This window comes from Leeuwenhoekiella aequorea (assembly GCF_004104375.1).
GTDB classification, from domain to species: Bacteria; Bacteroidota; Bacteroidia; order Flavobacteriales; family Flavobacteriaceae; genus Leeuwenhoekiella; species Leeuwenhoekiella aequorea.
This window is the reverse complement of the sequence record NZ_QOVM01000002.1, coordinates 288,334-312,669: the sequence shown is the minus strand read 5'-3', so window position 1 is coordinate 312,669 and position 24,336 is coordinate 288,334. Positions and strand designations below refer to the sequence as shown.

At 34.7% G+C, this 24,336-nt stretch carries 21 protein-coding genes; 8 read left to right on the top strand and 13 right to left on the bottom strand.

From position 1 onward, the window contains the following. Positions 1-10: 10 nt before the first annotated feature. Together DSM00_RS05420 and DSM00_RS05415 are read right to left on the bottom strand one after the other, a co-directional pair. Positions 11-385, bottom strand: a complete 375-nt coding sequence (locus DSM00_RS05420) for a DNA topoisomerase IV (RefSeq protein WP_128757008.1) — start codon at positions 383-385, stop codon at positions 11-13. 41 nt (positions 386-426) lie between these two features. Next, a complete protein-coding gene (locus tag DSM00_RS05415; protein ID WP_128757007.1) occupies positions 427-852 on the bottom strand; it encodes a helix-turn-helix domain-containing protein in 426 nt (141 codons plus the stop codon). Positions 853-1,143: 291 nt separating this feature from the next. On the opposite strand from DSM00_RS05415, the gene DSM00_RS05410 reads away from it, so the two are divergent. The 6 genes from DSM00_RS05410 (at position 1,144) to DSM00_RS05385 (ending at position 7,523) form a co-directional block, all read left to right on the top strand. Next, positions 1,144-2,319: a M14 family zinc carboxypeptidase gene (locus DSM00_RS05410; protein WP_128757006.1), complete on the top strand. Its 1,176-nt coding sequence runs from the start codon at positions 1,144-1,146 to the stop codon at positions 2,317-2,319. Positions 2,320-2,374: 55 nt separating this feature from the next. Then, the gene (locus DSM00_RS05405; protein ID WP_028375239.1) at positions 2,375-2,854 is read left to right on the top strand and encodes an Lrp/AsnC family transcriptional regulator; all 480 of its coding nucleotides are present in this window, start codon (positions 2,375-2,377) and stop codon (positions 2,852-2,854) included. A 79-nt stretch (positions 2,855-2,933) separates the two neighbouring features. After that, positions 2,934-5,519 carry a phosphoenolpyruvate carboxylase gene (locus DSM00_RS05400; protein WP_128757005.1) on the top strand — a complete coding sequence of 862 codons (2,586 nt, stop codon included), beginning with the start codon at positions 2,934-2,936 and terminating at the stop codon, positions 5,517-5,519. Positions 5,520-5,521: 2 nt separating this feature from the next. Further along, on the top strand, positions 5,522-6,043 hold the full coding sequence (locus DSM00_RS05395; RefSeq protein WP_128757004.1) for a DinB family protein: 522 nt from the start codon (positions 5,522-5,524) through the stop codon (positions 6,041-6,043). A gap of 134 nt (positions 6,044-6,177) precedes the next feature. Continuing rightward, positions 6,178-6,855 carry a YdeI/OmpD-associated family protein gene (locus DSM00_RS05390; RefSeq protein WP_206633788.1) on the top strand — a complete coding sequence of 226 codons (678 nt, stop codon included), beginning with the start codon at positions 6,178-6,180 and terminating at the stop codon, positions 6,853-6,855. Then, a complete protein-coding gene (locus DSM00_RS05385) occupies positions 6,855-7,523 on the top strand; it encodes an inorganic diphosphatase (RefSeq protein ID WP_128757002.1) in 669 nt (222 codons plus the stop codon). The genes DSM00_RS05390 and DSM00_RS05385 overlap by 1 nt, the downstream gene beginning before the upstream one ends. Before the next feature lie 17 nt (positions 7,524-7,540). Here DSM00_RS05385 and DSM00_RS05380 read toward each other — a convergent pair whose 3' ends face one another. Both DSM00_RS05380 and DSM00_RS05375 read right to left on the bottom strand, forming a co-directional pair. Then, positions 7,541-8,074 carry a KdsC family phosphatase gene (locus DSM00_RS05380; RefSeq protein ID WP_128757001.1) on the bottom strand — a complete coding sequence of 178 codons (534 nt, stop codon included), beginning with the start codon at positions 8,072-8,074 and terminating at the stop codon, positions 7,541-7,543. Further along, positions 8,064-8,819 (bottom strand): Rossmann-like and DUF2520 domain-containing protein, encoded by a 756-nt coding sequence (locus DSM00_RS05375; protein ID WP_128757000.1) that lies wholly within the window; start codon positions 8,817-8,819, stop codon positions 8,064-8,066. Before DSM00_RS05375 ends, DSM00_RS05380 begins: the two co-directional genes overlap by 11 nt. A 113-nt stretch (positions 8,820-8,932) precedes the next feature. Here DSM00_RS05375 and ccsA point away from each other — a divergent pair, with 113 nt between their 5' ends. Continuing rightward, positions 8,933-12,175, top strand: coding sequence for a cytochrome c biogenesis protein CcsA (ccsA, locus tag DSM00_RS05370; RefSeq protein WP_128756999.1), 3,243 nt, complete (start codon positions 8,933-8,935; stop codon positions 12,173-12,175). 82 nt (positions 12,176-12,257) lie between these two features. On the opposite strand, the gene fumC is transcribed toward ccsA, so the two are convergent. Further along, on the bottom strand, positions 12,258-13,652 hold the full coding sequence (gene fumC, locus DSM00_RS05365) for a class II fumarate hydratase (RefSeq protein WP_128756998.1): 1,395 nt from the start codon (positions 13,650-13,652) through the stop codon (positions 12,258-12,260). A 148-nt stretch (positions 13,653-13,800) separates the two neighbouring features. On the opposite strand from fumC, the gene DSM00_RS15510 reads away from it, so the two are divergent. Next, on the top strand, positions 13,801-13,974 hold the full coding sequence (locus DSM00_RS15510; protein WP_164916300.1) for a hypothetical protein: 174 nt from the start codon (positions 13,801-13,803) through the stop codon (positions 13,972-13,974). Positions 13,975-14,051: 77 nt separating this feature from the next. Here DSM00_RS15510 and DSM00_RS05360 read toward each other — a convergent pair whose 3' ends face one another. The 8 genes from DSM00_RS05360 to DSM00_RS05325 form a co-directional block, all read right to left on the bottom strand. Then, on the bottom strand, positions 14,052-14,978 hold the full coding sequence (locus DSM00_RS05360; RefSeq protein WP_128756997.1) for a hypothetical protein: 927 nt from the start codon (positions 14,976-14,978) through the stop codon (positions 14,052-14,054). Next, a complete protein-coding gene (locus DSM00_RS05355) occupies positions 14,911-15,636 on the bottom strand; it encodes a flavodoxin family protein (RefSeq protein WP_128756996.1) in 726 nt (241 codons plus the stop codon). The genes DSM00_RS05360 and DSM00_RS05355 overlap by 68 nt, the downstream gene beginning before the upstream one ends. Before the next feature lie 151 nt (positions 15,637-15,787). Then, complete coding sequence (locus DSM00_RS05350) at positions 15,788-17,272, bottom strand: mannitol dehydrogenase family protein (protein WP_128756995.1); 1,485 nt, start codon at positions 17,270-17,272, stop codon at positions 15,788-15,790. Further along, positions 17,272-18,993 carry a purine-cytosine permease family protein gene (locus DSM00_RS05345; RefSeq protein ID WP_128756994.1) on the bottom strand — a complete coding sequence of 574 codons (1,722 nt, stop codon included), beginning with the start codon at positions 18,991-18,993 and terminating at the stop codon, positions 17,272-17,274. The genes DSM00_RS05350 and DSM00_RS05345 overlap by 1 nt, the downstream gene beginning before the upstream one ends. 241 nt (positions 18,994-19,234) lie before the next feature. Beyond that, positions 19,235-21,742, bottom strand: a complete 2,508-nt coding sequence (locus tag DSM00_RS05340) for an outer membrane beta-barrel protein (RefSeq protein WP_128756993.1) — start codon at positions 21,740-21,742, stop codon at positions 19,235-19,237. Between the two features lie 87 nt (positions 21,743-21,829). Then, entirely contained in the window at positions 21,830-22,174 is a 345-nt protein-coding gene (gene arsC, locus DSM00_RS05335) for an arsenate reductase (glutaredoxin) (RefSeq protein ID WP_128756992.1), read from the bottom strand. Between the two features lies 1 nt (position 22,175). Then, complete coding sequence (prfB, locus tag DSM00_RS05330) at positions 22,176-23,282, bottom strand: peptide chain release factor 2 (protein WP_128756991.1); 1,107 nt, start codon at positions 23,280-23,282, stop codon at positions 22,176-22,178. Positions 23,283-23,338: 56 nt separating this feature from the next. Continuing rightward, positions 23,339-24,328, bottom strand: a complete 990-nt coding sequence (locus DSM00_RS05325; protein ID WP_128756990.1) for a transglutaminase-like domain-containing protein — start codon at positions 24,326-24,328, stop codon at positions 23,339-23,341. Positions 24,329-24,336 lie beyond the last annotated feature (8 nt).

Here is a 24,336-nt window from a genome sequence, read left to right as displayed (position 1 = left end):
GTATTAATAATTAGTTGATTTTACGAGCTGTTCCTTTCTGCTTGTTGTTTTCTCCTACCAGCGCGTATTCAAAAGTATAGACGTCATCTTTTGTAGTAAGTATTTTGAAGTGTAATGCTTTACGATCGCGCATTGAGGTAGGATTAATTTTTTCGGCGATGTATTCACAATCATTGATCCATCTTATACTTGATGAATCTGCTTTCCCTTCATAAAAATCAATTTCTAACGTGTCGTTACGTATAAAAGTAGTTTTTACAACTTCTCCATTCAGGTAAGTTTCAAATTCAAATTCGCCGGTCTTAAAATCTTTGCAATTGCGTTCAGGAGTGTAGCAACTTACAGCTATTAAAAGAAGTGAAAAAATTAGGAATTTATAGAACATAAGGAGGTCGTGTATGAGTATACAAATTTACATCACAAAGCTTAAGGGACGAAATTCTTGAAGGTTCCATCTTTATAAAATATTACGATACGTTCTATTTGATCATTCTTTTCGGTCTCGCGATAAGAGTCGTCATGTGGTATATTATTTTTTGATTTTACGTCATCGTGAGTAATGAGATCGAAGTCAGCCTGAAGTTGGGTAGTATTCTTAATTGGTGCACTTGTAGTTTCAGCAGATTTCTTCGGAAAACTTCCTTTGCCATTTAATAGCCAGTATAATTCTACTTCAGGAAAGGCAGCAATAATTTTCATAACAAATTCTAAGCTTGGCTTATTTCTACCAGATAGAATATGAGATATAGAAGATCTACCTACATCAATTTCATCAGCAAAAGAAGTAGCATTAAGATCATACTCATCCATTACTTTTTGCAGGCGTTTACTAAATTGATCGCTGTTTACCATTGTAACATCCTTATCGAATTAATTAAGTTACAAATGTAAATAATTAATCTATATCACTAACGTTACAATTGTAAACAAGTGAATAATTACACAAATCAAAGCTTTAAATGATATACTATAATATTCTTATAAATAGATATTTAATAATAACTAAACTTAGCTTCGGAATATTTCCTAATTGGTCTGTATACAACCCAATAAAACATTTTACACTTGTAAACAACTAAATTTAATTAAGGTGTTTACATTTGTAAATTATCTAATGTTTACATTTGTAATTCAATTTTTACAATGAATTATTCTTTTCTTAAAACGTGGCATGATAGTCACAAAGTTGATGCGCTATATGGGCGATATATTACCATAAATAAGATTCAACCTCTATTAGATAATCTTCCTTCACTATTTAAAGTAGCGCTTTTAGGATACTCCGTAGAGAATAGACCTATTGATAAGGTTACTTTTGGAAGCGGAGCAATTCAAGTTTTAGGATGGTCTCAGATGCATGGCAATGAGAGTACAACTACAAAAGCTTTGTTTGACCTATTTAAATATATAGATGACTACAAGGAAACTGAATTTGTAAGTACTCTTTTAGCGATGTGTACATTTACGTTTGTACCTATGCTCAATCCAGATGGTGCAGAGGCCTATACTCGTATAAATGCTAATAAAGTCGATTTAAATAGGGATGCCCAGGATTTATCACAGCCGGAAAGTCTTATTTTAAAAGAATTATATACGAACATAAAACCTGACTATTGTCTGAATTTACACGGACAGCGTACCATATTTGGAGTAGGCAAGCCTGCTAAAAGTGCAATTATCTCTTTTTTGTCGCCTTCTCAAGACGAATTGCGTACGGTTACACAATCCCGAAAAATTGGGATGCATTTAATTGCTGATATGAATGAGATGCTTCAGGAATTCATACCAGGTTGTGTGGGGCGATATGATGATGGTTTTAATATAAATTGTGTAGGGGATACGTTGCAGCAAAATAATATTCCGACGGTTTTATTTGAGGCCGGTCATTTCCCTGGAGATTATGATCGAGAAGAGTCGAGAACATTAATATTTTTATCACTAATTCGCATTTTTGAGTCGGTTACAATGCTTAAAATGCATAAAAACCTATCTAGTAATAGTTATTTTTCCATACCGGAGAACCAAAAATGCTTTTTTGACTACATAATTCGTTCAATAAAGCTCCCACAATTAGGAACTACTGATGTTGCCATTCAATTTGAAGAAAGCTTGATAAATGGCATTTTAAATTTCATTCCCAAAATTAATCAAATTGGTGATTTAAAAGGCTTTACAGGTCATGTTGAATATGATTTTAAAGATTTAGACTTGTTAAATGCAGATCAAATAAGTTGGGAAATAGGAGCAATTATTGAAGAAATCCAAACAAATAAGGAATTACCTACAACGTTTTCGCTAAAAAGGAATAATTTGTTGTGAATTATTCAGTGATTTTGTGTTATTTTTGATTTATATATAATTTAATTAACTAATAATGGCAAAATTCAAATTAGACGAAGTAGATCATCAGATTTTAGATATGCTGATTGAGAATACACGGACTCCATTTACAGATATAGCGAAGAAATTACTTATATCAGCTGGTACGGTTCACGTACGAGTTAAAAAGATGGAGGAGGCCGGTATTATCGTAGGATCTTCACTAACTCTAGACTACGCTAAGCTAGGATATTCTTTTATAGCTTATGTAGGTATATATATAAATAAGACGAGTCAAACTACTTTTGTACTTGAGCGTATTAATCAAATACCTTATGTTACTGTTGCTCACGTTACCACCGGAAAATTTAATATCTTTTGCAAGGTAAGAGCTAAGAATACGGAGCATGCAAAAAATATCATCTTTCAATTAGACGATATTGAAGGTGTTTACCGTACCGAAACAATGATCTCTTTAGATGAGAGTATAAATGACAAAAAGCGTTTAATGCATAGTATTTTCCAAGACTTGTAATTTAAACCAAAGCATGTATTTTATATACCCTTTGGCTCATTTGGCAAAGGGTATTTTTATTTCTAATCAAATTAACTTTATGTCCAGACAACCCAAACTCGAACGTTTTAACAATCTTGTAAAATCAAAGTATCAGGTTTATAATAGTCTATTTATGACATTGCCGTTTCACGGCATTACAGATACCGGTGTACTGTTACCCCTTTTTGATAGAATTTGTACGCGAGGTTATGATAGTAAATACAACCCGGAGAAAATCGTAAATTATTTTTTCGATAAATACCAGCGTGATGTTTCTGAAGAAGAACGTTACGATTTATTATTTCGATTTATACAATATATAGAACGTCAAGTAGTATTATTTGATGCTATTGAGGATGCTGCTTATCGTACGGTAAATAATATGGACGGTCGCGGAACTTTACGGAATATAAAAGAGGAGGCAGAAGCTCAATCTAAAACCGGCGATTTAAAAGAATACTTACAGGATTTTAAAATTCGTCCTGTTTTAACTGCACATCCTACGCAGTTTTATCCAGGAGCTGTCTTGGGGATTATTAATGATTTGAGTAAATCGATCAATAATAATGATCTGGAAATGATCAAAAACCTACTTTCTCAATTAGGTAAAACTCCGTTTTTTAAAAAAGAAAAACCTACTCCTTATGACGAGGCTGTAAGTCTTATTTGGTATTTAGAAAATGTATTTTACAAAGCTTCTAGTCATATTTACAACTATTTACAGCAGAATGTATTTAAAGGAGAGTTCTTTGACAATCAGGTAATTGATCTTGGGTTCTGGCCTGGAGGTGACCGTGATGGTAATCCTTTTGTAACTACCGAAATTACGCTGAAGGTCGCTGCGCGCTTACGTAACACAATTATTAAAAATTACTACAGAGATGTACGTAATCTTAGACGTAGAATAACATTTAATGGTACTGAAGCACCTCTTGCAGATATTGAAAGAAGACTTTATGATAGTATTTTCCTTCCAGGAGATCAATTAAAGATTTCTATAGAAGAATTAACAAGCACATTAACTCGAATTCGCAATTTAGTTATTGACCGTCATGAAGGTTTATTTGTTGAGCAGATAGATGATTTGTTGAACAAAATCAAGATGTTTGGATTCCATTTTGCGGTGTTAGATATTCGCCAGGATAGTCGCGTGCATATGCACGTAATGGAGGAAATCGTAAAGCAATGTGCAGCTGACAACCTGGGGATTTTTCCAGAGAATTTTGAAAATCTTTCTGAAACAGAGCAGATTGAAATTTTACAAAATGTAAAAGGCAAAATCGATCCGTCAACACTAGAAGACGAGATTGCTCGCAAAACATTAGAAAGTATTTACGCAATGCGTGAAATACAAGAACATAATGGGGAGCGTAGTTGCAACAGATATATAATAAGTAATAACCAGACCGGTTTAAATGTGATGCATGCATTTTCTATGTTTCACCTTACAGGTTGGGAAAATCCTTCGGTAGATATTGTTCCATTATTTGAGACTGTTCCTGATTTAAAGATCGCTCACGAAGTCATGCGTAAACTTTACTCTAATGAGGCCTACTCAAAACATTTGAAGCAGCGACATATGAAGCAAACGATTATGTTAGGCTTTAGTGATGGTACTAAAGATGGTGGGTACTTAATGGCAAATTGGAGTATTTTTAAAGCTAAAGAAGAGCTCACAAAAGTTTCTCGCGAATTTGGAATTAAGGTAATTTTCTTTGATGGTAGAGGAGGACCTCCGGCACGTGGTGGTGGTAAAACACATCAATTTTATGCTTCTTTAGGTGAAACGATTGAAGACGAAGAGATACAACTTACAGTACAAGGTCAAACTATTAGTTCAAACTTTGGGACTCCAGACTCTTGTCAATATAACTTAGAGCAATTATTGAGTTCTGGCATATTCAATGGCGTATTTTCTAAAAAAGGAAAAGCCTTTCCTGAAGAAGACCGTTCTACAATGGAGGAACTTGCAGAATTAAGTTACAAAGCCTATTCAGACTTTAAAGAACATCCGAGTTTCTTAGGGTATCTAGAACGCATGAGTACCTTAAAATACTACGCAAAAACAAATATTGGAAGTAGACCTAGCAAACGAGGAAAGAGCGAAAAGCTTAATTTTTCAGATTTAAGAGCTATTCCATTTGTGGGTTCGTGGTCACAGCTTAAACAAAATGTACCCGGGTTTTATGGTGTGGGAACCGCTATTGAAGCATTTGAAAAACGAGGGGATTTTGATAAGGTACAAGAACTTTATCAAAATAGTCTCTTCTTTAGAACATTGCTTGAAAACAGTATGATGAGTTTGACTAAGTCCTTTTTTGGTCTTACAGCCTATATGCACGATGATCCGGAATTTGGTCCGTTTTGGGATATTATTCACGATGAATACGAGCGAACGAAGCGCTTATTATTAAAAGTGAGTGGATATTCTGAGCTAATGGAGGAAGAACAGGCAGGTAAAGCTTCTATTCAAGAGCGGGAGCGTATCGTATTGCCTCTCTTGACAATACAGCAATTTGCACTTAAGAAAATTCAAGAAATGCAAAGACAAGAAAACCCAGATCAGGCAAAATTAGAAATGTTTGAAAAAATGGTAACTCGTTCTTTATTTGGAAACATTAATGCTAGTCGTAATTCGGCTTAATTATGAAATTTACAGATCTCAATCATAGTGAGTATAATCCCTATTACAGCAATTACATTTCACTTGTAAGTCCTGAAATTGATTTAATAGATGCTTTAGAAGAAGGTAAAGATATCTGCCTTTCTTTCTATAGAAGTATTAAAGAGGAAAAATGGACTTATTCGTATGATTCTGGTAAATGGACGATTTTGGAATCCTTGCTTCACGTGATCGATACAGAACGTATTTTTGCTTACCGAGCCTTACGTATTGCACGTGGTGATAAGACGCCTCTTACTGGTTTTGAACAAGATGATTACATAAAACCATCTGCAGCAAACGAGCGATCGATGGAAAGTCTTCTTGAGGAATATAAAATTGTTAGAGAATCTTCTATCCTATTGTTTAAAAGCTTTAGTAACGAGGCGTTGCTGCATATAGGAAGTGCTAGTGACAGTGCGCTATCTGCAAGAGCTGCAGGATTTATCATTTGTGGTCATGAGATTCATCACGGGAATATCATAAAAACTAGATATTTAAATTAACTGCTATTTATCTAAAAATTAAAAAAGCTGCAATCTATAGAGATTGCAGCTTTTTTAATTTTTATAACTACCTCAAGGACCTAAATTATTTATAGATTTTATAACATAATGTAAACTAATAACCTGTGTTATCAATGATTATAAATTATAACTTTAGTTCAAGTTATATAGAGCAGGCTATGAATCCAAAGGTGAGTAGTTACATAGATGATAGTCATTTTCGTTCCGCATTAATGTTGTTGAGAACTTTGCTATTAGATTGTGGTTTGGTCGAAAATTATAAGTGGAAACTTCCTTGTTTTACTTATAAGTCAAAAAATCTTATTCTCCTAAGTGCTACAAATTATAAGTGTACCGTTCATATTTTAAATGGTTGGTTATCTCCAAATGCTCCAGGTTTACTATTGCCACCACGCAAAAATAGTCAGCGATCAAGAGTTATGAAGTTTAGTACAGATCAAGAAGTTTTGATTTCAAGTGAAATAATAAGATACTATGTTCTGGAATCGATTGAGATTGCGAGAGTAGGAGTTAACGCTAATATTAATAGTATTTCAGAAATTGTTACATCTGAACTGAAACAGGTATTTAGTCTAGATTATCTTTTTGAAAAAGCTTTTTATAAGTTATCATTAGATCAACAAAAGACTTATTTAAATTATTTCTCCGGTGCTAAGCGAGCAAAAACCAGATTATCGCGTATTGAACTTTACAAATCACGAATAGTAAACGGATTTGGTTTTAATGAATGTATTTGCGGATTTTCAAAAATATCACCCCGTTGCGATGGCTCCCATAAATTATTAAACTGATGAAAATTATTTTTTTACTTCTAATTTTACTTATTTACAGTTTTTCTAATTGCAAACAGAATTTAGATACAAAACCTAAAGAAGAGGTCGTAAGAAAAACGGAATCTCGTACCAGAGTAAATTTACTCAAAGATTTCCCGGCGATGCACGATAGCACTTTTGTTAACGCTGTGATCGAAATCCCTTCTGGATCTCTAGATAAATGGGAACTCAATAAAAAAACCGGAGCATTAGAATGGCAGCAACAAGATAGTATTCCTAGAATAGTTCAGTACATAGGCTATCCCGGTAATTATGGAATGATACCACAAACATTACTATCTAAAGAAAACGGTGGTGATGGTGATCCTTTAGATATTTTAGTTTTGGGTGCACCAGTTGAGCGAGGGAGTGTTATAAAATGTAAACTTATTGGGATTTTATATTTAAAAGACAATGGTGAGCAAGATGACAAACTCATAGCCGTTGCCAATGATTCACCATTTGTTAATTTAAATAGTATAGATGAGTTAAACGCACAATTTAATGGCGTAAGCAGTATAATTAAAACTTGGTTTGCAAATTATAAAGGTCCAAATGCAATGAGTAGCTCCGGCTTTGGAGATAGAGATGAAGCGCTAACTATTTTAAGATCTGCTATGATCGATTACAAAATCAATACCGACTAAGCTAATGAATGTAATAACTAGTCCTTTAATGCTGCATCAAAGTCTTGCATCCATTTTCCGTGAACTTTAAGTACTTGTTCAATTACGTCTCGTACACAACCTTTACCTCCTTTTTTATGAGATACATATTTTGATATTTCTTTTATTTCTTTAACAGCATCCTGAGGACAACAAGGCAAACCCACGAGTTTCATAACAGGATAATCTGGAATATCATCTCCCATGTAAAGAATATTCTCTGGCTTCACATTATACTTCTGCGTATAGTCATTTAAAAAATCAATTTTAGAATGAGCGCCTAAGTGAATATCGGTAACACCTAAAGCTTGTAATCTACTTCTAACACCTTCATTTGTACCACCGCTAATAATGCAAATATTAAAATTATGGTTTAGTGCTGTTTTGATGGCATACCCATCTTTTACATTCATACTTCTTAGCATCTCACCTTGTGTATTAATTAACAAGCTGCCATCAGTCATAACACCATCTACATCAAAAATAAAGGTGGTAATCTCTTTAAGATGCTCTTTGTAGCTTTTATCGCTCATAAAATTTTAATATTGAATGGGTTAAGGTATTATATAATTCAAGTTGCCTGCTAGACAGACTATTTCTTTGTTTTTCTAATGTTGATAAATCCCCGCGTTTAGCAGGACCAGTTTGGGAATTTTCAGGACCTAATAAAAAGGCTTTTGAAATTGTTTCGGTCATTAATGGCTTTAGCAAGTCAAATGAAACATTATTATCCTCACAAAGCATTTTAGCTTCGGTCAAAATATGATTGCAAAAATTATTACTGAAAACGGCTGCTAAATGTAAAGATGCTCTTTCGGTTGAATTAATTGAGAAGGTTTTAGCATTTATCTTCTCTGCTAACTCAGTTAATACCAAAACATCTTCTTGAAGTAAAGCTTCAATACAAAACGGTATTTCTTTATATATAAGATGCTTATTCTTAGAAAAAGTTTGTAGTGGATAAAATACTCCTCTGCGATTATGCAAATTTAAGATATCGAGAGATGTACTACCAGAGGTATGAAGGATTAACGAATTGGTACTTTTAATTTTCTTTGAGACTTCAGCAATACTAGAATCACTAACCGCAATTAAAATAATTTTAGAAGAATATATGTTAGAAAGATCGGTTGTTGTTTTTGCTAATGGTTTAAAATCAGTCAAAGCATGTGTAGAACGTCCTACTATATAATTAAGCTGAACACCTTGTACTGAGCTAAATGCATTCGCAAGATGAAAGGCTACATTACCGGTACCGATTATTGAAAGAGATATCACGCATCAAAAGTAAACAAAAACTACCGAAAGTATAAGTAATCACAAGCGTTAAAGCTTTATTAATGATCTTTTGTTTTGTAACTTTGCGCCATCAAAAAAATGGCACTTTTACCATGCAGAAACGTATTGCAGATTTCCTGTTTTCCACCCGATTAATGGCTCTTTTATTTATTGTTTATGCAGTGGCTATGGCCACCGGAACAATACTTGATGCAGGTCAAGAAACTTCTCCAACACCGTACACCCGCGAATTAGTTTACGAGGCTTGGTGGTTTGAGCTCATTCATTTACTATTTATAATCAACTTTGTTGGTAATATTTGGCGCTTTAAATTATGGCGCAAAGAGAAATGGTCAACACTTACCCTGCATTTAGCATTTATCCTAATAATTTTTGGAGCAGCCTGGACGCGTTATGTTGGTTTTGAAGGTGTTATGCCTATACGTGAAGGTGAAACTGAGAATACATTTTTAAGTGATAAAACGTATTTAAGTGTTTTTATTGACGGAGAGAAAGATGGGGAGCCTATGCGTCGTAAGTTAGATCCTAAACATTTAAATCTTTCTAGCAGACTTAATAATGATTTTACCTGGGAAACCGATTTTGCCGGGAAACCAGTTACTATTTCTTTCTCAAAATTTATAGATGGAGCCGAAGAAGGTCTTGTAGAATCAACAGATGGTCTTAATCAACTAAAAATAGTTGAAGCTGGAGACGGTCAGCGTCACGAGCATTATATAGAAGAAGGTAAAGTAGCAAGTATACACAATGTACTTTTTACTTTGAATACTCCTACTGAAGGTGCTATAAATATTGGTTTTGATGGAGAAAACTATACGATTAAAACACCTTTTGAAGGTAGCACGCGAGTTATGGCCACACAAGCCGACTTTGACGTTGCAAAAGATACTATTCAGGAACTACAACTAAGAGCGTTATACCAATTAGGTGGAATGCAGTTTGTAATTCCAGAACCCGTAATGAAAGGCCGTAATGGTATTGTGGAATCGTTTCCTAAGCAAAAAGGACAGTCTGATGCCTTATTTGTTACCGTAAAAACAGATCAGGGAGAAGAAACTGTAGGTCTATTGGGTGGTAAAGGTTTTAATAATGAGATGGAAACTGTAAAAGTTGGTGACCTTACTTTTCATCTCAACTTTGGGAGTTTAGCGATAGAACTGCCATTTGCAATTACATTAAATGATTTTATTGCAGAGCGATATCCGGGTACTACAAATGTATATTCCTCATATAAAAGTAAAATTACTGTAGTAGAAGGAGACGATTCTGCATTTGATTATGATATCTTCATGAACCACGTTTTAGATTATAAAGGATATCGATTTTTTCAGGCCAGTTTTAGTCCAGATGAGTTGGGTACTGTTCTTTCAGTTAATCACGATGCCGTAGGAACCTGGATTACATACATAGGTTACTTCTTATTATATCTAGGACTTATGATTATATTATTTGACAAGGGAAGTCGCTTTGGGGATTTAAAAATTAGACTGGATAAGGTAAAGGCTAGAAAAGCTAAACTTTCAGCAATTATTATATTTTTTGTGCTTAGCGGAAATCTTCTTAATGCTCAGGAAGAAAAAGTGGTTGTTGAAAACGGGAATACTGAAGTGGTAGAAGAACAGCCTCAGGATTTCATTCCCGGTACAGTAGTGGTAGAAGAAGAAAATCACATGCTGCCAACACAATCTGAAATTGATTCTATCTTAAAAGTAAATACAATTCCTGCTGAGCAAGCAGCAAAGTTTGGAAAAATTGTAATTCAAGATGATAAGGGTCGTATGATGCCTGTAAATTCATTTGCCAGTAAATTATTGCGTAAATTGAGTCGAAGTGACAAATACCAAGGAATGACTGCAGATCAGGTTTTTCTCTCTATGGTAGAATCTCCGTTTTTCTGGTATAATGTAGATATTATTTACCTTAAGCCATCTAATGATAGTATTCGTACTATCATAGGTATTCCTAAAGATCAAGAATATGCAAATGCCCTTGACTTTTTAGATAATCAAGGTCGTAATAAATTAGATGCATACATAACCAATGCTTATCAGGCAGAAGTTAAAAACAGTTTTGATAAAGATTTTATAGATATCGCAGAGCGTCTAGGATTATTGAGTAGGGCGGTGAGTGGTGAAATACTCAAAATATTTCCGCTTATAAATGACGATAATAATAAGTGGGTTTCTTATCCAGAATTAAATGAAGCCGGTTATAAGGGAATGGATTCTTTATACACCAAGCAAATTTTACCTCTATATTTTTCTGCATTACGCGAGGGTAAAGAAACGGGCAACTTTGACAAGGCAGATACGTTTCTAAAAAGTATACGAAGCTTTCAAGAGAAGCACGGAGCAGAGATTATGCCTTCTCAAGAGAAAATTGATGCAGAGGTATATTACAATAAACATGATATTTTTACTAAACTATATTGGATGTACTTGCTTGCAAGTGTCTTCATGTTTGTATTTGTGATTGTTCGCATCTTTAAAGAAAATCGCTTTATTAAGTTAATGGTTAATATAGGTGGAGGAGCAATTATAGTCTTGTTTGCTCTTCACACATTAGGATTAATCTGGCGCTGGTATATTTCTGGTCATGCTCCTTGGAGTGATGCCTATGAATCTGTTCTTTATGTAGGTTGGGCTACCATGTTTTTTGGTTTAGCTTTCGGAAGAAAGAGTTCGCTTACCATTGCCAGTACAGCGTTTGTTGCCGGGTTTATTCTTTGGGGGGCTAGTATGAACTGGCTTAACCCAGAAATCGCAAACTTGCAACCAGTATTGGATAGTTATTGGTTAATGATTCACGTGGCAGTTATTGTTGCCAGTTACGGTCCGTTTACGCTAGCAATGATACTGGGATTAGTTTCTTTATTATTAATGCTTCTAACCACTGAAAAGAATAAATTAAAAATGGAGCTTAACATAAAAGAGCTTACCATTATTAATGAGATGGCTCTCACTGTTGGTTTAGTAATGCTTACCATTGGTAACTTTTTAGGAGGACAATGGGCAAATGAAAGTTGGGGGCGTTACTGGGGATGGGATCCTAAAGAGACCTGGGCTTTAATTAGTATTATGGTTTATGCTTTTGTAATTCACATGCGATTAGTTCCTGGTTTACGGGGAAGATGGTTTTTCAACCTGATGTCTATATTAGCTTACGGTAGTATTTTAATGACTTACTTTGGAGTTAACTTCTGGCTTTCAGGACTGCATAGTTACGCAAGTGGAGATAATATTTTGAATTTAAATAGAGCCTTAAGTATTATGGGCGGTGTTATACTCTTTGCACTACTTGCATATCCTAAATACAAGAAGTTTTACAAGAAGTAAAATTTTGCTTAAATCATATTATTAAAAAAAGGGAGATAGCTTGAGCTATCTCCCTTTTTTTAATCTTAAATAATAGGTTAGATTATAATTCACCTACCATATCTTCTGGTTTAACCCACTCATCAAATTCTTCAGCGGTTACATATCCTAAATTTACAGCCTCTTCTTTAAGGGTAGTCCCGTTATCATGTGCGGTATTAGCTATTTCAGCAGCTTTATAATAACCTATTTTGGTATTTAAAGCTGTTACAAGCATCAATGAATTATCGAGCATCGTCTTAATACGTACGTGATTTGGTTCTATACCGGCAGCACAATGTTCTTCAAAAGAAACACAAGCGTCACCTATAAGTTGTGCACTCTGTAGAAAGTTTGCTGCCATTACCGGTTTAAAGACATTTAATTCATATTGTCCTTGCATTCCGCCCACAGCGATAGCCACATCATTACCTATAACCTGAGCACAAACCATAGTCATAGCTTCACATTGCGTAGGATTTACTTTACCTGGCATAATTGAAGATCCTGGTTCATTTGCAGGTATAATAATTTCACCAATTCCAGAGCGCGGTCCACTAGCCAGCATTCGTATGTCGTTTGCAATTTTGTTTAAAGAAACAGCTAATTGCTTTAGAGCACCATGTGATTCTACAATCGCATCGTGAGCAGCAAGCGCTTCAAATTTATTATCTGCAGTTTTGAAGGGTTGTTCAGTAAATTTTGCAATATATTCTGCTACAAGTTTATCATAACCTTTAGGAGTATTTAATCCTGTACCTACAGCAGTACCGCCCAGAGCTAACTCAGATAAATGATCTAGTGTATGTTCTAATGCTTTAATACCATGATCTAGTTGTGACACATACCCTGAAAATTCCTGACCTAAGGTTAGGGGAGTGGCATCCATTAAATGTGTACGTCCTATTTTCACTACCTCACGAAACTCATCTGATTTTTGTTTCAGCGTATTACGGAGCTTAATTACTCCCGGAAGTGTCACTTCCATTACTTTCTTATAGGCAGCAATATGCATTCCTGTAGGGAACGTATCATTTGAAGATTGTGATTTATTCACATCGTCATTTGCTTGTAATGTTTTGCCTCCGTCGCCTAAAGTATTTCCCGCTAAAACGTGAGCACGGTTTGCAATTACCTCATTAACGTTCATATTGCTTTGCGTTCCAGAACCGGTTTGCCAGATAACAAGCGGAAATTGGTCGTCGTGTTTCCCTTCTAGAATCTCATCACAAACAGCTGCAATCTGATCTCTTTTTTCATCAGACAAAACTCCCAATTCTGCATTAGTGTAAGCAGCAGCCTTTTTTAAGTAGGCGAAACCATAAATAATTTCAATAGGCATAGATGCTGCGGCACCTATTTTAAAATTATTACGAGAACGTTCAGTCTGTGCTCCCCATAATTTGTCTGCCGGTACATTAACATCGCCCAGCGTGTCTTTCTCTATTCTATATTCCATTATGATTTTTTTAGTGGTTGAACAAAAATAATAGTTTGTCTTTAATAACTGCAGTATAGGGTAGTTATAAATCTCTGTTTTAATTGAAAATTGTATTGCATATTAAGGAAGATTATCGCTAAATTTGCCATAAGACAAAAACCATATTATGTTCGAATTTGATCAATACTTAGGCTTCTTAGCATTTTTAACCATTTTAACGATAGGTTTCTGGTTAATGATATTTTTAGTTTCCATTCTTCCATACTGGATTGGTGGTGCTTTTGTAGAACGTATGAAAGAAATACGTGAAAAAAAGAAAGCTAATAATGTGAATTCTTAAGTATTACATTATATATAATAAAAAAAGCTGCTCTAGTGAGCGGCTTTTTTTTATGAATAAACTTGTCGAATATACGTTTAATTCGTCTCAACTAATAAAACTCCATTTTGGCCTGAACTGCCGTAAAAAGCAATCGCCCCTTTTCCAAGTATAGCATATGATTTAATATCTTCTAATGTATAGGAATTTAAATCAGCAATTTTAGCGGGCTTTTTATTTATTAGAATAAGTTGAAAGTTTTGATGATTTGTTTCTTCAGTAATATTTAATTCATCCCTAATTTTCTTTTCAGCTTTTATATAAAAATCTGTTTTATCGACATCTTCATTTAAGAAGTGATCAATTTGAAAACTAGACATTCCCCATGTATAACCACCGGGTTCTAAACTATTGATAAATTTACTTGTTAATTTATCTGTATCCAGATTTTCAGATAAAATATCATGTAGTTCACGTATCGTATTACAATCTTTACAATACCTGTGAAAGGGTGACCAATAACTAATGACCTTGTAATCATCTTTAGTAGCAATTTCTATATAAATATAAAATCCGTCTAAACCGCGAAATGAATCTCCAGAGAGTTCTTCAAAACTTATAGTTTTAAATTCATCAAAAATTTTACGCGATTGGGTAATGGCGATTGTATTAGTTGCGACTACTGGCGATTTACCTCCCGCATAAATTTTATAGTTAGCAGAGACATCATCTCCAGAATCATAATTCAAAGTGAAGATAGTATGCTGTTCCCAGATTCTAATATTTAAAGAGTCTTTTGAGGTTTCCAGATCCTCTAATTGAAACTCTTTAAGTTTTTCAGGTAATTTTTTTAAAAAAAGACTGTCGATATTTTTTTCTGGTAAAATAACTGTTTTCTGACTGTACGATATTTCAATAGTCAATAGAAAAACAAAAAAAAATAATCTTCTTAGCATATTAACGATATTCCGGGTTTTCAAAATTCCAGCGTTCCCCATTGTTCCATTGTTCACGTGAATTTCCATAATTTGAATAACCATTATATCGCTTCAACATAGAAGCGAGATGAAGTAGGTTATAAGTCATAAATGTAGTATTTCTATTAGTAAAATCACTATCAAAACCTACTGGCGTATTCAGTTTTTCATCATTCCAAACTTGGTCTCCATAACTAGGACCCGGTCCTACCTTGCCAATCCACCCACAATCTGCTTGTGGCGGTATTGAGTAACCCACATGCTGCAGAGAATAAAGTATGCCCATTGCACAGTGTTTTATTCCATCTTCATTTCCTGTTATAATACAACCACCAACTTTTCCATAAAAAACATGCTGTCCTTTGTCATTGACTTTTCCGCTCATCGCATATAGGCGCTCAATCAATTTTTGAGTTTCAGATGATTTCTCGCCTAACCAAATAGGAGTGCCAATAATTAAAATATCTGCTGCTATAATTTTTTTGTAAAGTTGAGGCCATTCATCGGTTTCCCAGCCATATTCGGTCATGTCTGGATAAACACCACTTGCAACATCATGATCGATAAGGCGTATTTCTTCAAATGAGACATTTTCTTTCCTGAGAATCTCTTGTGAGACATTCATTAATGTTGAAGTATGACTTTCTTGAGGTGATTTTTTTAGAGTACAATTGATATAAATTGCGTTGATATCACTAAAATCCATAAGACTATAATTTTGTATTCCCTTGTAATTTACGAATACAAAATGATACTCAACATCTTTTAAAATCAAATACCAATACTATAATAGCGAAAAAAAGAAACGCCAGATTATGAAAATAATCTGGCGTTTAAAATTTCATATAAATAGTAAGCTATATCATATCAGACATTATAATTCTGATGTTTTGTTTCTTATATACTTTATCTAAAGCATTAGTATAACTTGATGTAAAGCGATCATTATTAACTAAATCACCAAAAACTGAAGTTTGTCTTAGAAAAGATAAGGCATCCTCTTTTGTATTTTGAGCCGCTTCGTGAAGTTCATTTTTCATCGTGTCTAAAATTTCTAATGGAGCACCATTTTGATCTTGTTGCAGATCACTATAATAACACCAAGTTGCTAATACAAGAGTGCCAAAATCTATATTACCACCAGATTTTAAATTATCCTGTATAGTTGGAATTAGAAACTTCGGAAGTTTTGCAGCACTTTCAGAGCAAATGCGGCTCACACTATCTTTAATATTAGGATTTGCAAATCGCTCTTCAAGGCTATCTTTATAATCATTTAAATTTATGCCTTTTAATTCGTCTAAGACCGGTGTAGCTTCTAGATCCATAAACGATCTCAGATAAGTTAAAAAGACTTTGTCTTCCATACATTCATTGATCGTCTTATATCCATATACAGCTCCTAAAATCCCCAATACAGAATGTCCCGCATTTAGCAAACGCAATTTCATCTTTTCATAAGGCTTAACATCTGGAACAAACTGCACACCTACATTTTCTAATTGAGGTCTGCCGTTAGAAAAATTATCCTCTATAACCCATTGTATAAAAGGTTCACAAGTAACCGGCCATTCATCTTTAATACCGTACTCATTTTCTAAAAATTCGATATCTGCGGCAGTTGTCACCGGAGTAATTCGATCTACCATACTATTAGGAAAGCTTACTGAATTCTCAATCCATTCAGCAAGTTCACTATCTTGTCGCTTAGCAAATGTTAGTAACATTTCACGTGTTACATCGCCATTGTGCTCGATATTATCACAAGACATAATGGTAAATGGCGGTAACGAATTCTCCCGACGTTTTTTAAGAGCTGCGGTTAAATAGCCATATATCGTACGCGGATCCTCCGGGTTTTGCAATTCGTAAATAATATCTTGATTATCAAAATTAAATTCACCGGTTGATGAATTAAAATTATAACCCCCCTCCGTAATTGTTAGAGATACTATTTTTGTATCTGGGTGAGCCATCTTGTCTATTGCTACCTGAGGATTACCATATCCTAGTTTAAAATCTATGATCGATCCTATGACTTGAGCTTCATTTTTACCATCAGGGTGTTTTACAAGCAACGTGTATAGATTATCCTGTTTTTTGAAGACATCCTCTATGTTCTTATCATTTTCTCGTAAACCAATACCACAAATTCCCCATTCTGGATTGAGATCGGCTTCGTGTAATTTATTTAAATAATAAGCTTGATGAGCACGGTGAAAACCACCCACGCCTACGTGAAGTATTCCTGTTTTTAAAAATTTAGGATCATATTCTGGAACAGATAGATGTTCACGAAGTAGATCAATATTATTTAAATTTAGAGTTACTGAATTTTTCATTAATGCTTTTCTTTTTTAATTTTTACTCGTCTTGTTGCCCAGTAAGCTGTTATAAAATAGAGTAGGGTACATATAAAGGCATATTTATAAAATAGCGCTCTATTAGTTATATAATTATTCTCATTAGCACTGCCAAATAAAACCAGGCCTGCAAGAACTAATGTGATTATTAATGCTACCACAGACACCACATTTAGAATTTTTGTAAATATACTTCGGTCAATAATTGGATCTGGTTCTAATTCGGCTTTATCATCCTGAAATTTAGATATACTTTCTTGGTACTCTTGCTCTTTTCGCTCTTCTTCAGGATAAGATTTTTTAGCTCCGTAACGCGCAGCTAAAAGGGTGTATATAATAATCGTAAAAATCCAGGTGGGTATGAATAAATAAAAGAATGACATCACATTAAGTGCATTAAGACCGAAGCCAAAGACTAAACCTATTCCCCATGATGCTATTGCAGGAGTATTAAATTTTAATTGCTTGAAAGAAGACCAATAACGCGTATAACCTATCCTCGGAAAGATTTGATGTTCAGCAAAAACAATGGCTCCTACAGGAACTACTAGTAATCCCGCATAAGTTAGCAATGGTAATATTTGTGAAAACACAAACGGGAAGCAGGCTATAACAACCGTGAATAAGCCAACGGTTAAGGTCGTCTTCTTTCTTGAATGACTTTTGAAGATAGCCTGAGCAGCCAGACCGGCACGATATAGATTTGTAATCGCTGTCGACCAACCAGCTATAATGACAATAACAAAACCAGACCAACCTAATGCATAATAAGCCACATCTCCTGGGTCTAATTCTACAATAGATTTACCCAAAATTACTGCAGCACCGGCACCCATTATACCTGCAGAAATCCAGGCTACAAAATGACCGAACATCATACCGCTACTGGTTGTAAGTCCGTAGACCTTCTTTTTAGCATAGCGCAAAAGTGCCATATCAATAAGTCCAAAGTGTGTGATAGTATTGGCAGCCCACGCAAAACCTATTACTTCAACAAGACCTATACCCGGTTCTCCATTACTATCTATCCCTGTCCAGATGGACTGATTTCCTAACGCGATTAGTTCTTGCCAACTCCCGGGCAACGTACTATCTAAAACATCTAGGGATAATGCGGGTAAAAGAACCATCGCTCCACTTATAAACATTACAAATAACCAAGGAGCACAAACTCCTGCAAATTCAGTAACGGCTTTAAAACCAAACATTGCTATCAACACAACAACAATACCTACGCACATTACAATCAATACAAACCAAAGATTATTAGGATACCAATCCAGTTGTTGTGGAATATCAAATACGAATCGTACCGCAGTAGAGGATACCGTAATCATTGCTGCAGAGATTACTGAGAAAATAATAACATTTGCCCAGTTGTATAGTTTGGTCATAGAATCACCTGCAATTTTATTGAGGTAATTATAAAGACTTAATCTGGTATCTACGGCAATGGGAGAGGTGATGAATGTCCAACTCAACACAGCCAGAATATTACCGATGAGCAAACCTATAATAATATCCATCGTTTTCGCTCCGAGCGCTACAAAGGTTGCTCCTATAACAAATTCTGTAGCTGCTACGTGCTCAGCAGCATACAATCCTGCAAAATGGGTCCAGTTATGTAATTTATGTTTAGATACGGGTAATTGCTCGACATCTATATCTTCAAATTGCTGATAGTCCTTTCCGGTTTGCATACTTATCTTTTAATGGGTACTATATCGTTGGAAATTTACAGCTAAAAATTTAAATACGCTAATTTAATCGATTTAGTTAATCGTTTAAGCGATTTTAGGGGAAATAAAGGGTTTAGTATTTTTTATAAGAATTTGAGGCTCTAGAGCCTTATTTATTAGTTTTGGGAAATTTACAAAACAAAAAAACCATTCAATAAATTGAATGGTTTTTTAAAGTTAGGAATGAAAGGAATCGAATTAATTATCCCTGGAAATCACCTTCGTCATCGGTATTCACCGGTTGATTTCTCTTTGCTTCATTTTTACGTTGGTTAAAACGATATACAAAGGATAAATTTATTTGACGTTGTCTCCACTGAAATTCACTATCTCTAGTAAATAAATCATTTGTTGTGAACTGGCTTCTTTTTCTACCATTAAACAAGTCGCTTACATTCATAGAGACAGTGGCATTATCTCCAAAAACGTCTTTACTAAGTGCTAAGTCAACTGAAAGAATTCCGTCTGTATCTGATTGTGCATTTTGAGCTGCACCTCTGTAATTAGCATTTGTTTGCCAGTCAATTTGAAACGGTAAGGTTACTTTAGAGCTAAAACGAGCGAAGTAGCTAGTATTTTTTGCACTATAATCTACATCATTAAAGAAACCTTCTGTATTAAACTGGAAGAAGTTAAAACTACCATTTAAGCGCAGCCATTTAATAGGATTATACAAAATACCTATTTCTGCACCTATACGCTCATTACTAGATAAGTTAAAAGGAATACTACGTATAACAGTATTACCATTTGTGTTTGTTCCTTGTCCTTGTAATTCTACGATCTCTTCAATCACTTCAAATGATTCGGTTTCTCTTTGAAAGTAGATAGAAGAAGTAAGAGTTAATTTATCCCATCTTTTTAAGTAACCAAGATCATATGCATTTGCATAAGCAGGAGCTAAGTTAGGATTTCCTTGGAATACGTTATTTCTACTGTCTCTGTCTGGAAACGGATTTAAGAACCAACCACGTGGACGGTTGATACGACGGTTATATCCAAGTGTTATATTTTCACGTTCGTTTAATTCGTAAGTAAGGTTTAATGTTGGAAATAAACCTAAGTAATCATTATCAAAATCAGTATCGATTGCAAATCCGAAGATGTCTTGCAATTCTGCCTCAGTAAGTCTAGAATCTATTTTACCTTTTAATTGCGTGTTTTCTAATCGAAGACCGGCAAGAAACGATAGTTTTCCAAATTTGCTCCCTATCTGCGTGTAAACAGCATTTACATTCTCAGTATAGTCAAAAATATTTGTAAGTGTATCATTCAATACAAAATTTCCTGAATTAGCGATTTGCTCCTGGTTTACGCTAAAATCTGTAATCTCATTTTCAAAGCTTCCGCGGTATCCTGCTTCAAACTGCCAATCTTCAGAAAAAGGAAGAACGTAATCTGCCTGAACTAAATATTCTTTTTGTTTTTCAGTAGTAAATAAACGCTCTCCGATAATTGGAGTAGTGTCTTCAGTATCAAAAGTTATATCTTCATTGATACGTGTATTTTGTGTTTCCTCACTATTTTCATATTGAAAATCTGCTGTAAGTTGGTGCCCATTTTCATTAAACTTGTTGATATAGTTTAAAGATAACTGGTAGCTGTCGTCTTTTTCTTTTAAACGTTCAACACGTTCTGTTTCTAAAACTTTAGAAGCATCTCTAAAGCTTTGAGTAAGGTTTGTGGTTTCATCTGTATCATTACCATTACGATAAAATACCGAAGCTGTAACAGATGACATATCTGTAAGGTAATATTCAATACCTAAGTTTGTATTAAAACCTCTGTTAAGGCGCTGAATATCTCGATCTTCAATAATACGGTCGTAGGTAGGATCTGTAGTTTCAGAAGATAAATAATTGGTGTCAAAAAATCCATTACCAGGAGAACTTGTATAACGGTAACCTGTTGTATTAAAAATGTTGAATTTCTCTGTACGTAAATTCAAGTTTGCTGAAATACTTGCAAGGTCTGGATTTCCAACACTTGTATTTATAGATCCATTAAAACCTAGTGTTTTTTCTTTACGTAATATGATATTTAAAATACCCGCTGTACCTTCAGCATCATATCGCGCAGATGGAGATGTGATTACTTCTACACGCTCAATAGCATCTGCAGGTAATTGACGTAAAACATCTGTAGAACCAAATCCTGCAATTGCAGATGGTTTACCATTTATTAATATACGTACATTTTCATTACCTCTTAGGCTTATTCCGCCTTCAACATCTACTGCAACAGATGGTACATTATTAAGCGCATCACCTACAGTACCGCCAGCTGTGGTAAGATCTTTACCTATGTTATAGATTTTTTTATCTAGACGTACATCAACCGTAGTAGTTTCTGCAACAACAGTAACTTCATCAAGGCTAGAAGCGGCAAATTCTAATTGAATAGTACCTAAACTTAGATCACCAGTAACGGTTCTGTTAAGAATAATAGGCTCAAAAGAAATATATTCAATTTTGATGGTGTATTTGCCTGGAGCAACGGCAACATTAAAATTACCAGACATATCTGTTATACCACCTTCTACATCTGTGGCATTATTAGGATTTGTAATGGTAATCGTGGCGTACTCTAAAGGGATGCCGGCATCCTTATCTACAACAGTACCTGTAATTTCAAATTTTGATGCATTAGATTGTGCAAATGCAAATGCTGTAAAAAGAAACAGCATGCAAAAAGTAAGCTTGTTTTTCATAGTCAATTTTGGTTTCGCAACTTAGACTATGAAAATGCAATAGGTTTAAAGTGAAAATGGTTAAAATACTGTTAAAAGAAAGGACCTCTATCTTAACAACTTCTTAATGTTTTCGGGGGGTCTGCCTATAACAGCCTCATTGTCAAGCACGACAATGGGTCGCTCTATTAACTTTGGATTTTGAACCATCAATTCGATTAATTCTTTATCAGAAAAATTCTCGTTTTTATATTTTTCTTTCCAGATGGTTTCCCCTTTTCTAACGAGTTCTATAGGTTTAATGCCTAATTTTCCAATTAGGGCGGCAAGCTCTATATAAGAGGGTGTATTATCAAGGTATTTAACTACATCAAACTCTTTTCCTGATTCTTCTAAGAGAGCAAGACCTTGTCTGCTTTTTGAACAACGTGGGTTGTGGTATATTTTTAACATCTTACAATTCGTTACTTGTTTCTTTTTGACCGCTCATCATTAGGAATGCCTTGAGAAATAAATCAATATCCCCATCAAGAACAGCATCTGTATTTCCGGTTTCTGCACCTGTACGCACATCCTTCACTAATTTATAAGGATGCAATACATAATTACGTATTTGAGAACCCCATTCTATACTTTTCTTCTCAGATTCTATTTCGTCACGTGCTGCTTGTCTTTTTTTCAATTCAATCTCGTACAATTGAGATTTAAGCATTTGCATAGCTTTTTCTCTATTTTCTAATTGGGAGCGTGTTTCACTATTGTGAATGATAATTCCGGTAGGGTGGTGGGTTAAAATTGCTTTAGTTTCTACCTTATTTACATTTTGTCCTCCGGCTCCAGAAGATCTAGCAAAATCCCAATTTATATCTGCCGGATTAATATCTATTTGAATCGTATCGTCTACCAGTGGATAGATATAGACAGATGCAAACGAAGTGTGTCGTTTTCCATTGCTATCAAATGGGGAAATGCGTACTAGTCTGTGTACTCCGTTATCTCCTTTTAACCATCCAAAGGCAAATGGACCATCGATTTCTAATGTAACTGTCTTTACACCGGCAACATCACCTTCTTGATAGTTTAGTTCTTTTATCTTAAATCCATTTTTTTCACTCCACATTAAATACATGCGCATGAGCATTGCTGCCCAGTCACAACTCTCTGTTCCGCCAGCACCGGCTGTAATTTGAAGTACAGCACTTAAATCATCACCTTCTTCAGAGAGCATATTTTTAAATTCCATGCCCTCAATAAGATTTACCACGCTATCATATTGCTTTACAACTTCAGCTTCTGTGGCATCTCCTTCTTTATAAAATTCAAGTAATACTTGTACGTCTTCAATAAGATTTAACGCTTTTTCAAAATCTTCAACCCATTTCTTTTTTTCGCGTAGAGCACGCATAAATAATTCGGCTTCTTTTGGATCATTCCAAAAGTTAGGATCAAAGGTTTTTTCCTCTTCGTTTTGTATCTCTATTCGTTTCTGATCAATACCTAAATGCAATTTCAATGCATCAGTACGCTGCACAAGATCTTTGATCTGATCGCTAGTTACCATAGTTAACCTGTTTGTGGAAAGTTACTATTTTATATCAAAAGTATAATGCCTGCAACTTAAGAAGGTGTATAAGTTTGCTGCTGTTTCTGTTGTTCTTGCTGCTGTTGTTGCTGTTGCTGCCACTGCAATTGCATATCTAATTGTTGCTTAAATGGAAGAGGTTCAAACTCTTGTAAAGGATGAAATACATCAGGTTCACTTTCTTTACGAGCAATAACTTCTACGGTATAATTTGTATCATTTTTTGCAGAGTTGCTAAAAATCACTCCTTTTATGGGTGCACAGTCATTATAATCTTTACCGTGTGCCACTTTAATATGATTTTGCAAAGCAATTAAATCGTTTGCAGGGTCAAAACCCAGCCAGCCCTTTTCAGGAATATAGCATTCTGCCCACGCGTGCATTTGTGATTCTTCAAAATAACCATTTCCCTGATGCAAATAGCCTGAAGTATAACGAGCAGGAATATTATTTGCTCGTGCAATGGCTACAAATAAATGCGTAAAGTCTTGACAAACTCCTTGTCCCTGGTTTATAAATTCTTCGAGAGTAGTAGTTACGGTAGTAACCTGCTGCTTAAACTGAAAATTTTTAAAAATATAAGTGTTTAGACCTTGAAGATTGTCAAATATCGACCGTTGTTTATCAAATATAAATGGGATTTTGCCTGAAGGAAGAATTGTAAGTTCTGTAGAGCCTAAAAAACGTTCATAGCGAATTTTAAAATCTAAACTTTCTACAGCTGCGTAGTGTTCTGTGTTTACAACATTGTCTAAAGCAGAAAATGGATTTGTCTGATCTTTCCGAACCAAATAATTTGCTTCAAATAGTATTTCAGTAAAAGGTTTTTTAGGATGAATACGTACAATCTCAAAACCGTAGGTGTTTGTCGATTCCTCTACTGCAGCACCTAACGAATTTGTGAATTCTGACGCACGTATGGTTTGGTCTGCAGACTCTTCAGGCTTAATGAGAAATTGCCACAACGCCTCATTTACTTGAGCTTCGTATTTATTTTCGGCTCTATATTTTATTATATAATCCACAATTTTTC

What these genes read in the sequence shown, in the direction of transcription:
- DSM00_RS05400 (WP_128757005.1), top strand. Translation starts at nt 2,934, where the DNA reads ATGTCCAGACAACCCAAACTCGAACGTTTTAACAATCTTGTAAAATCA.
- DSM00_RS05380 (WP_128757001.1), bottom strand. Translation starts at nt 8,074, where the DNA reads ATGAGCGATAAAAGCTACAAAGAGCATCTTAAAGAGATTACCACCTTT.
- DSM00_RS05410 (WP_128757006.1), top strand. Translation starts at nt 1,144, where the DNA reads ATGAATTATTCTTTTCTTAAAACGTGGCATGATAGTCACAAAGTTGAT.
- DSM00_RS05405 (WP_028375239.1), top strand. Translation starts at nt 2,375, where the DNA reads ATGGCAAAATTCAAATTAGACGAAGTAGATCATCAGATTTTAGATATG.
- ccsA (WP_128756999.1), top strand. Translation starts at nt 8,933, where the DNA reads ATGCAGAAACGTATTGCAGATTTCCTGTTTTCCACCCGATTAATGGCT.
- DSM00_RS15510 (WP_164916300.1), top strand. Translation starts at nt 13,801, where the DNA reads ATGTTCGAATTTGATCAATACTTAGGCTTCTTAGCATTTTTAACCATT.
- DSM00_RS05395 (WP_128757004.1), top strand. Translation starts at nt 5,522, where the DNA reads ATGAAATTTACAGATCTCAATCATAGTGAGTATAATCCCTATTACAGC.
- DSM00_RS05385 (WP_128757002.1), top strand. Translation starts at nt 6,855, where the DNA reads ATGAAAATTATTTTTTTACTTCTAATTTTACTTATTTACAGTTTTTCT.
- prfB (WP_128756991.1), bottom strand. Translation starts at nt 23,282, where the DNA reads ATGGTAACTAGCGATCAGATCAAAGATCTTGTGCAGCGTACTGATGCA.
- arsC (WP_128756992.1), bottom strand. Translation starts at nt 22,174, where the DNA reads ATGTTAAAAATATACCACAACCCACGTTGTTCAAAAAGCAGACAAGGT.
- DSM00_RS05360 (WP_128756997.1), bottom strand. Translation starts at nt 14,978, where the DNA reads ATGGAAATTCACGTGAACAATGGAACAATGGGGAACGCTGGAATTTTG.
- DSM00_RS05350 (WP_128756995.1), bottom strand. Translation starts at nt 17,272, where the DNA reads ATGAAAAATTCAGTAACTCTAAATTTAAATAATATTGATCTACTTCGT.
- DSM00_RS05355 (WP_128756996.1), bottom strand. Translation starts at nt 15,636, where the DNA reads ATGGATTTTAGTGATATCAACGCAATTTATATCAATTGTACTCTAAAA.
- DSM00_RS05340 (WP_128756993.1), bottom strand. Translation starts at nt 21,742, where the DNA reads ATGAAAAACAAGCTTACTTTTTGCATGCTGTTTCTTTTTACAGCATTT.
- fumC (WP_128756998.1), bottom strand. Translation starts at nt 13,652, where the DNA reads ATGGAATATAGAATAGAGAAAGACACGCTGGGCGATGTTAATGTACCG.
- DSM00_RS05345 (WP_128756994.1), bottom strand. Translation starts at nt 18,993, where the DNA reads ATGCAAACCGGAAAGGACTATCAGCAATTTGAAGATATAGATGTCGAG.
- DSM00_RS05390 (WP_206633788.1), top strand. Translation starts at nt 6,178, where the DNA reads ATGATTATAAATTATAACTTTAGTTCAAGTTATATAGAGCAGGCTATG.
- DSM00_RS05415 (WP_128757007.1), bottom strand. Translation starts at nt 852, where the DNA reads ATGGTAAACAGCGATCAATTTAGTAAACGCCTGCAAAAAGTAATGGAT.
- DSM00_RS05420 (WP_128757008.1), bottom strand. Translation starts at nt 385, where the DNA reads ATGTTCTATAAATTCCTAATTTTTTCACTTCTTTTAATAGCTGTAAGT.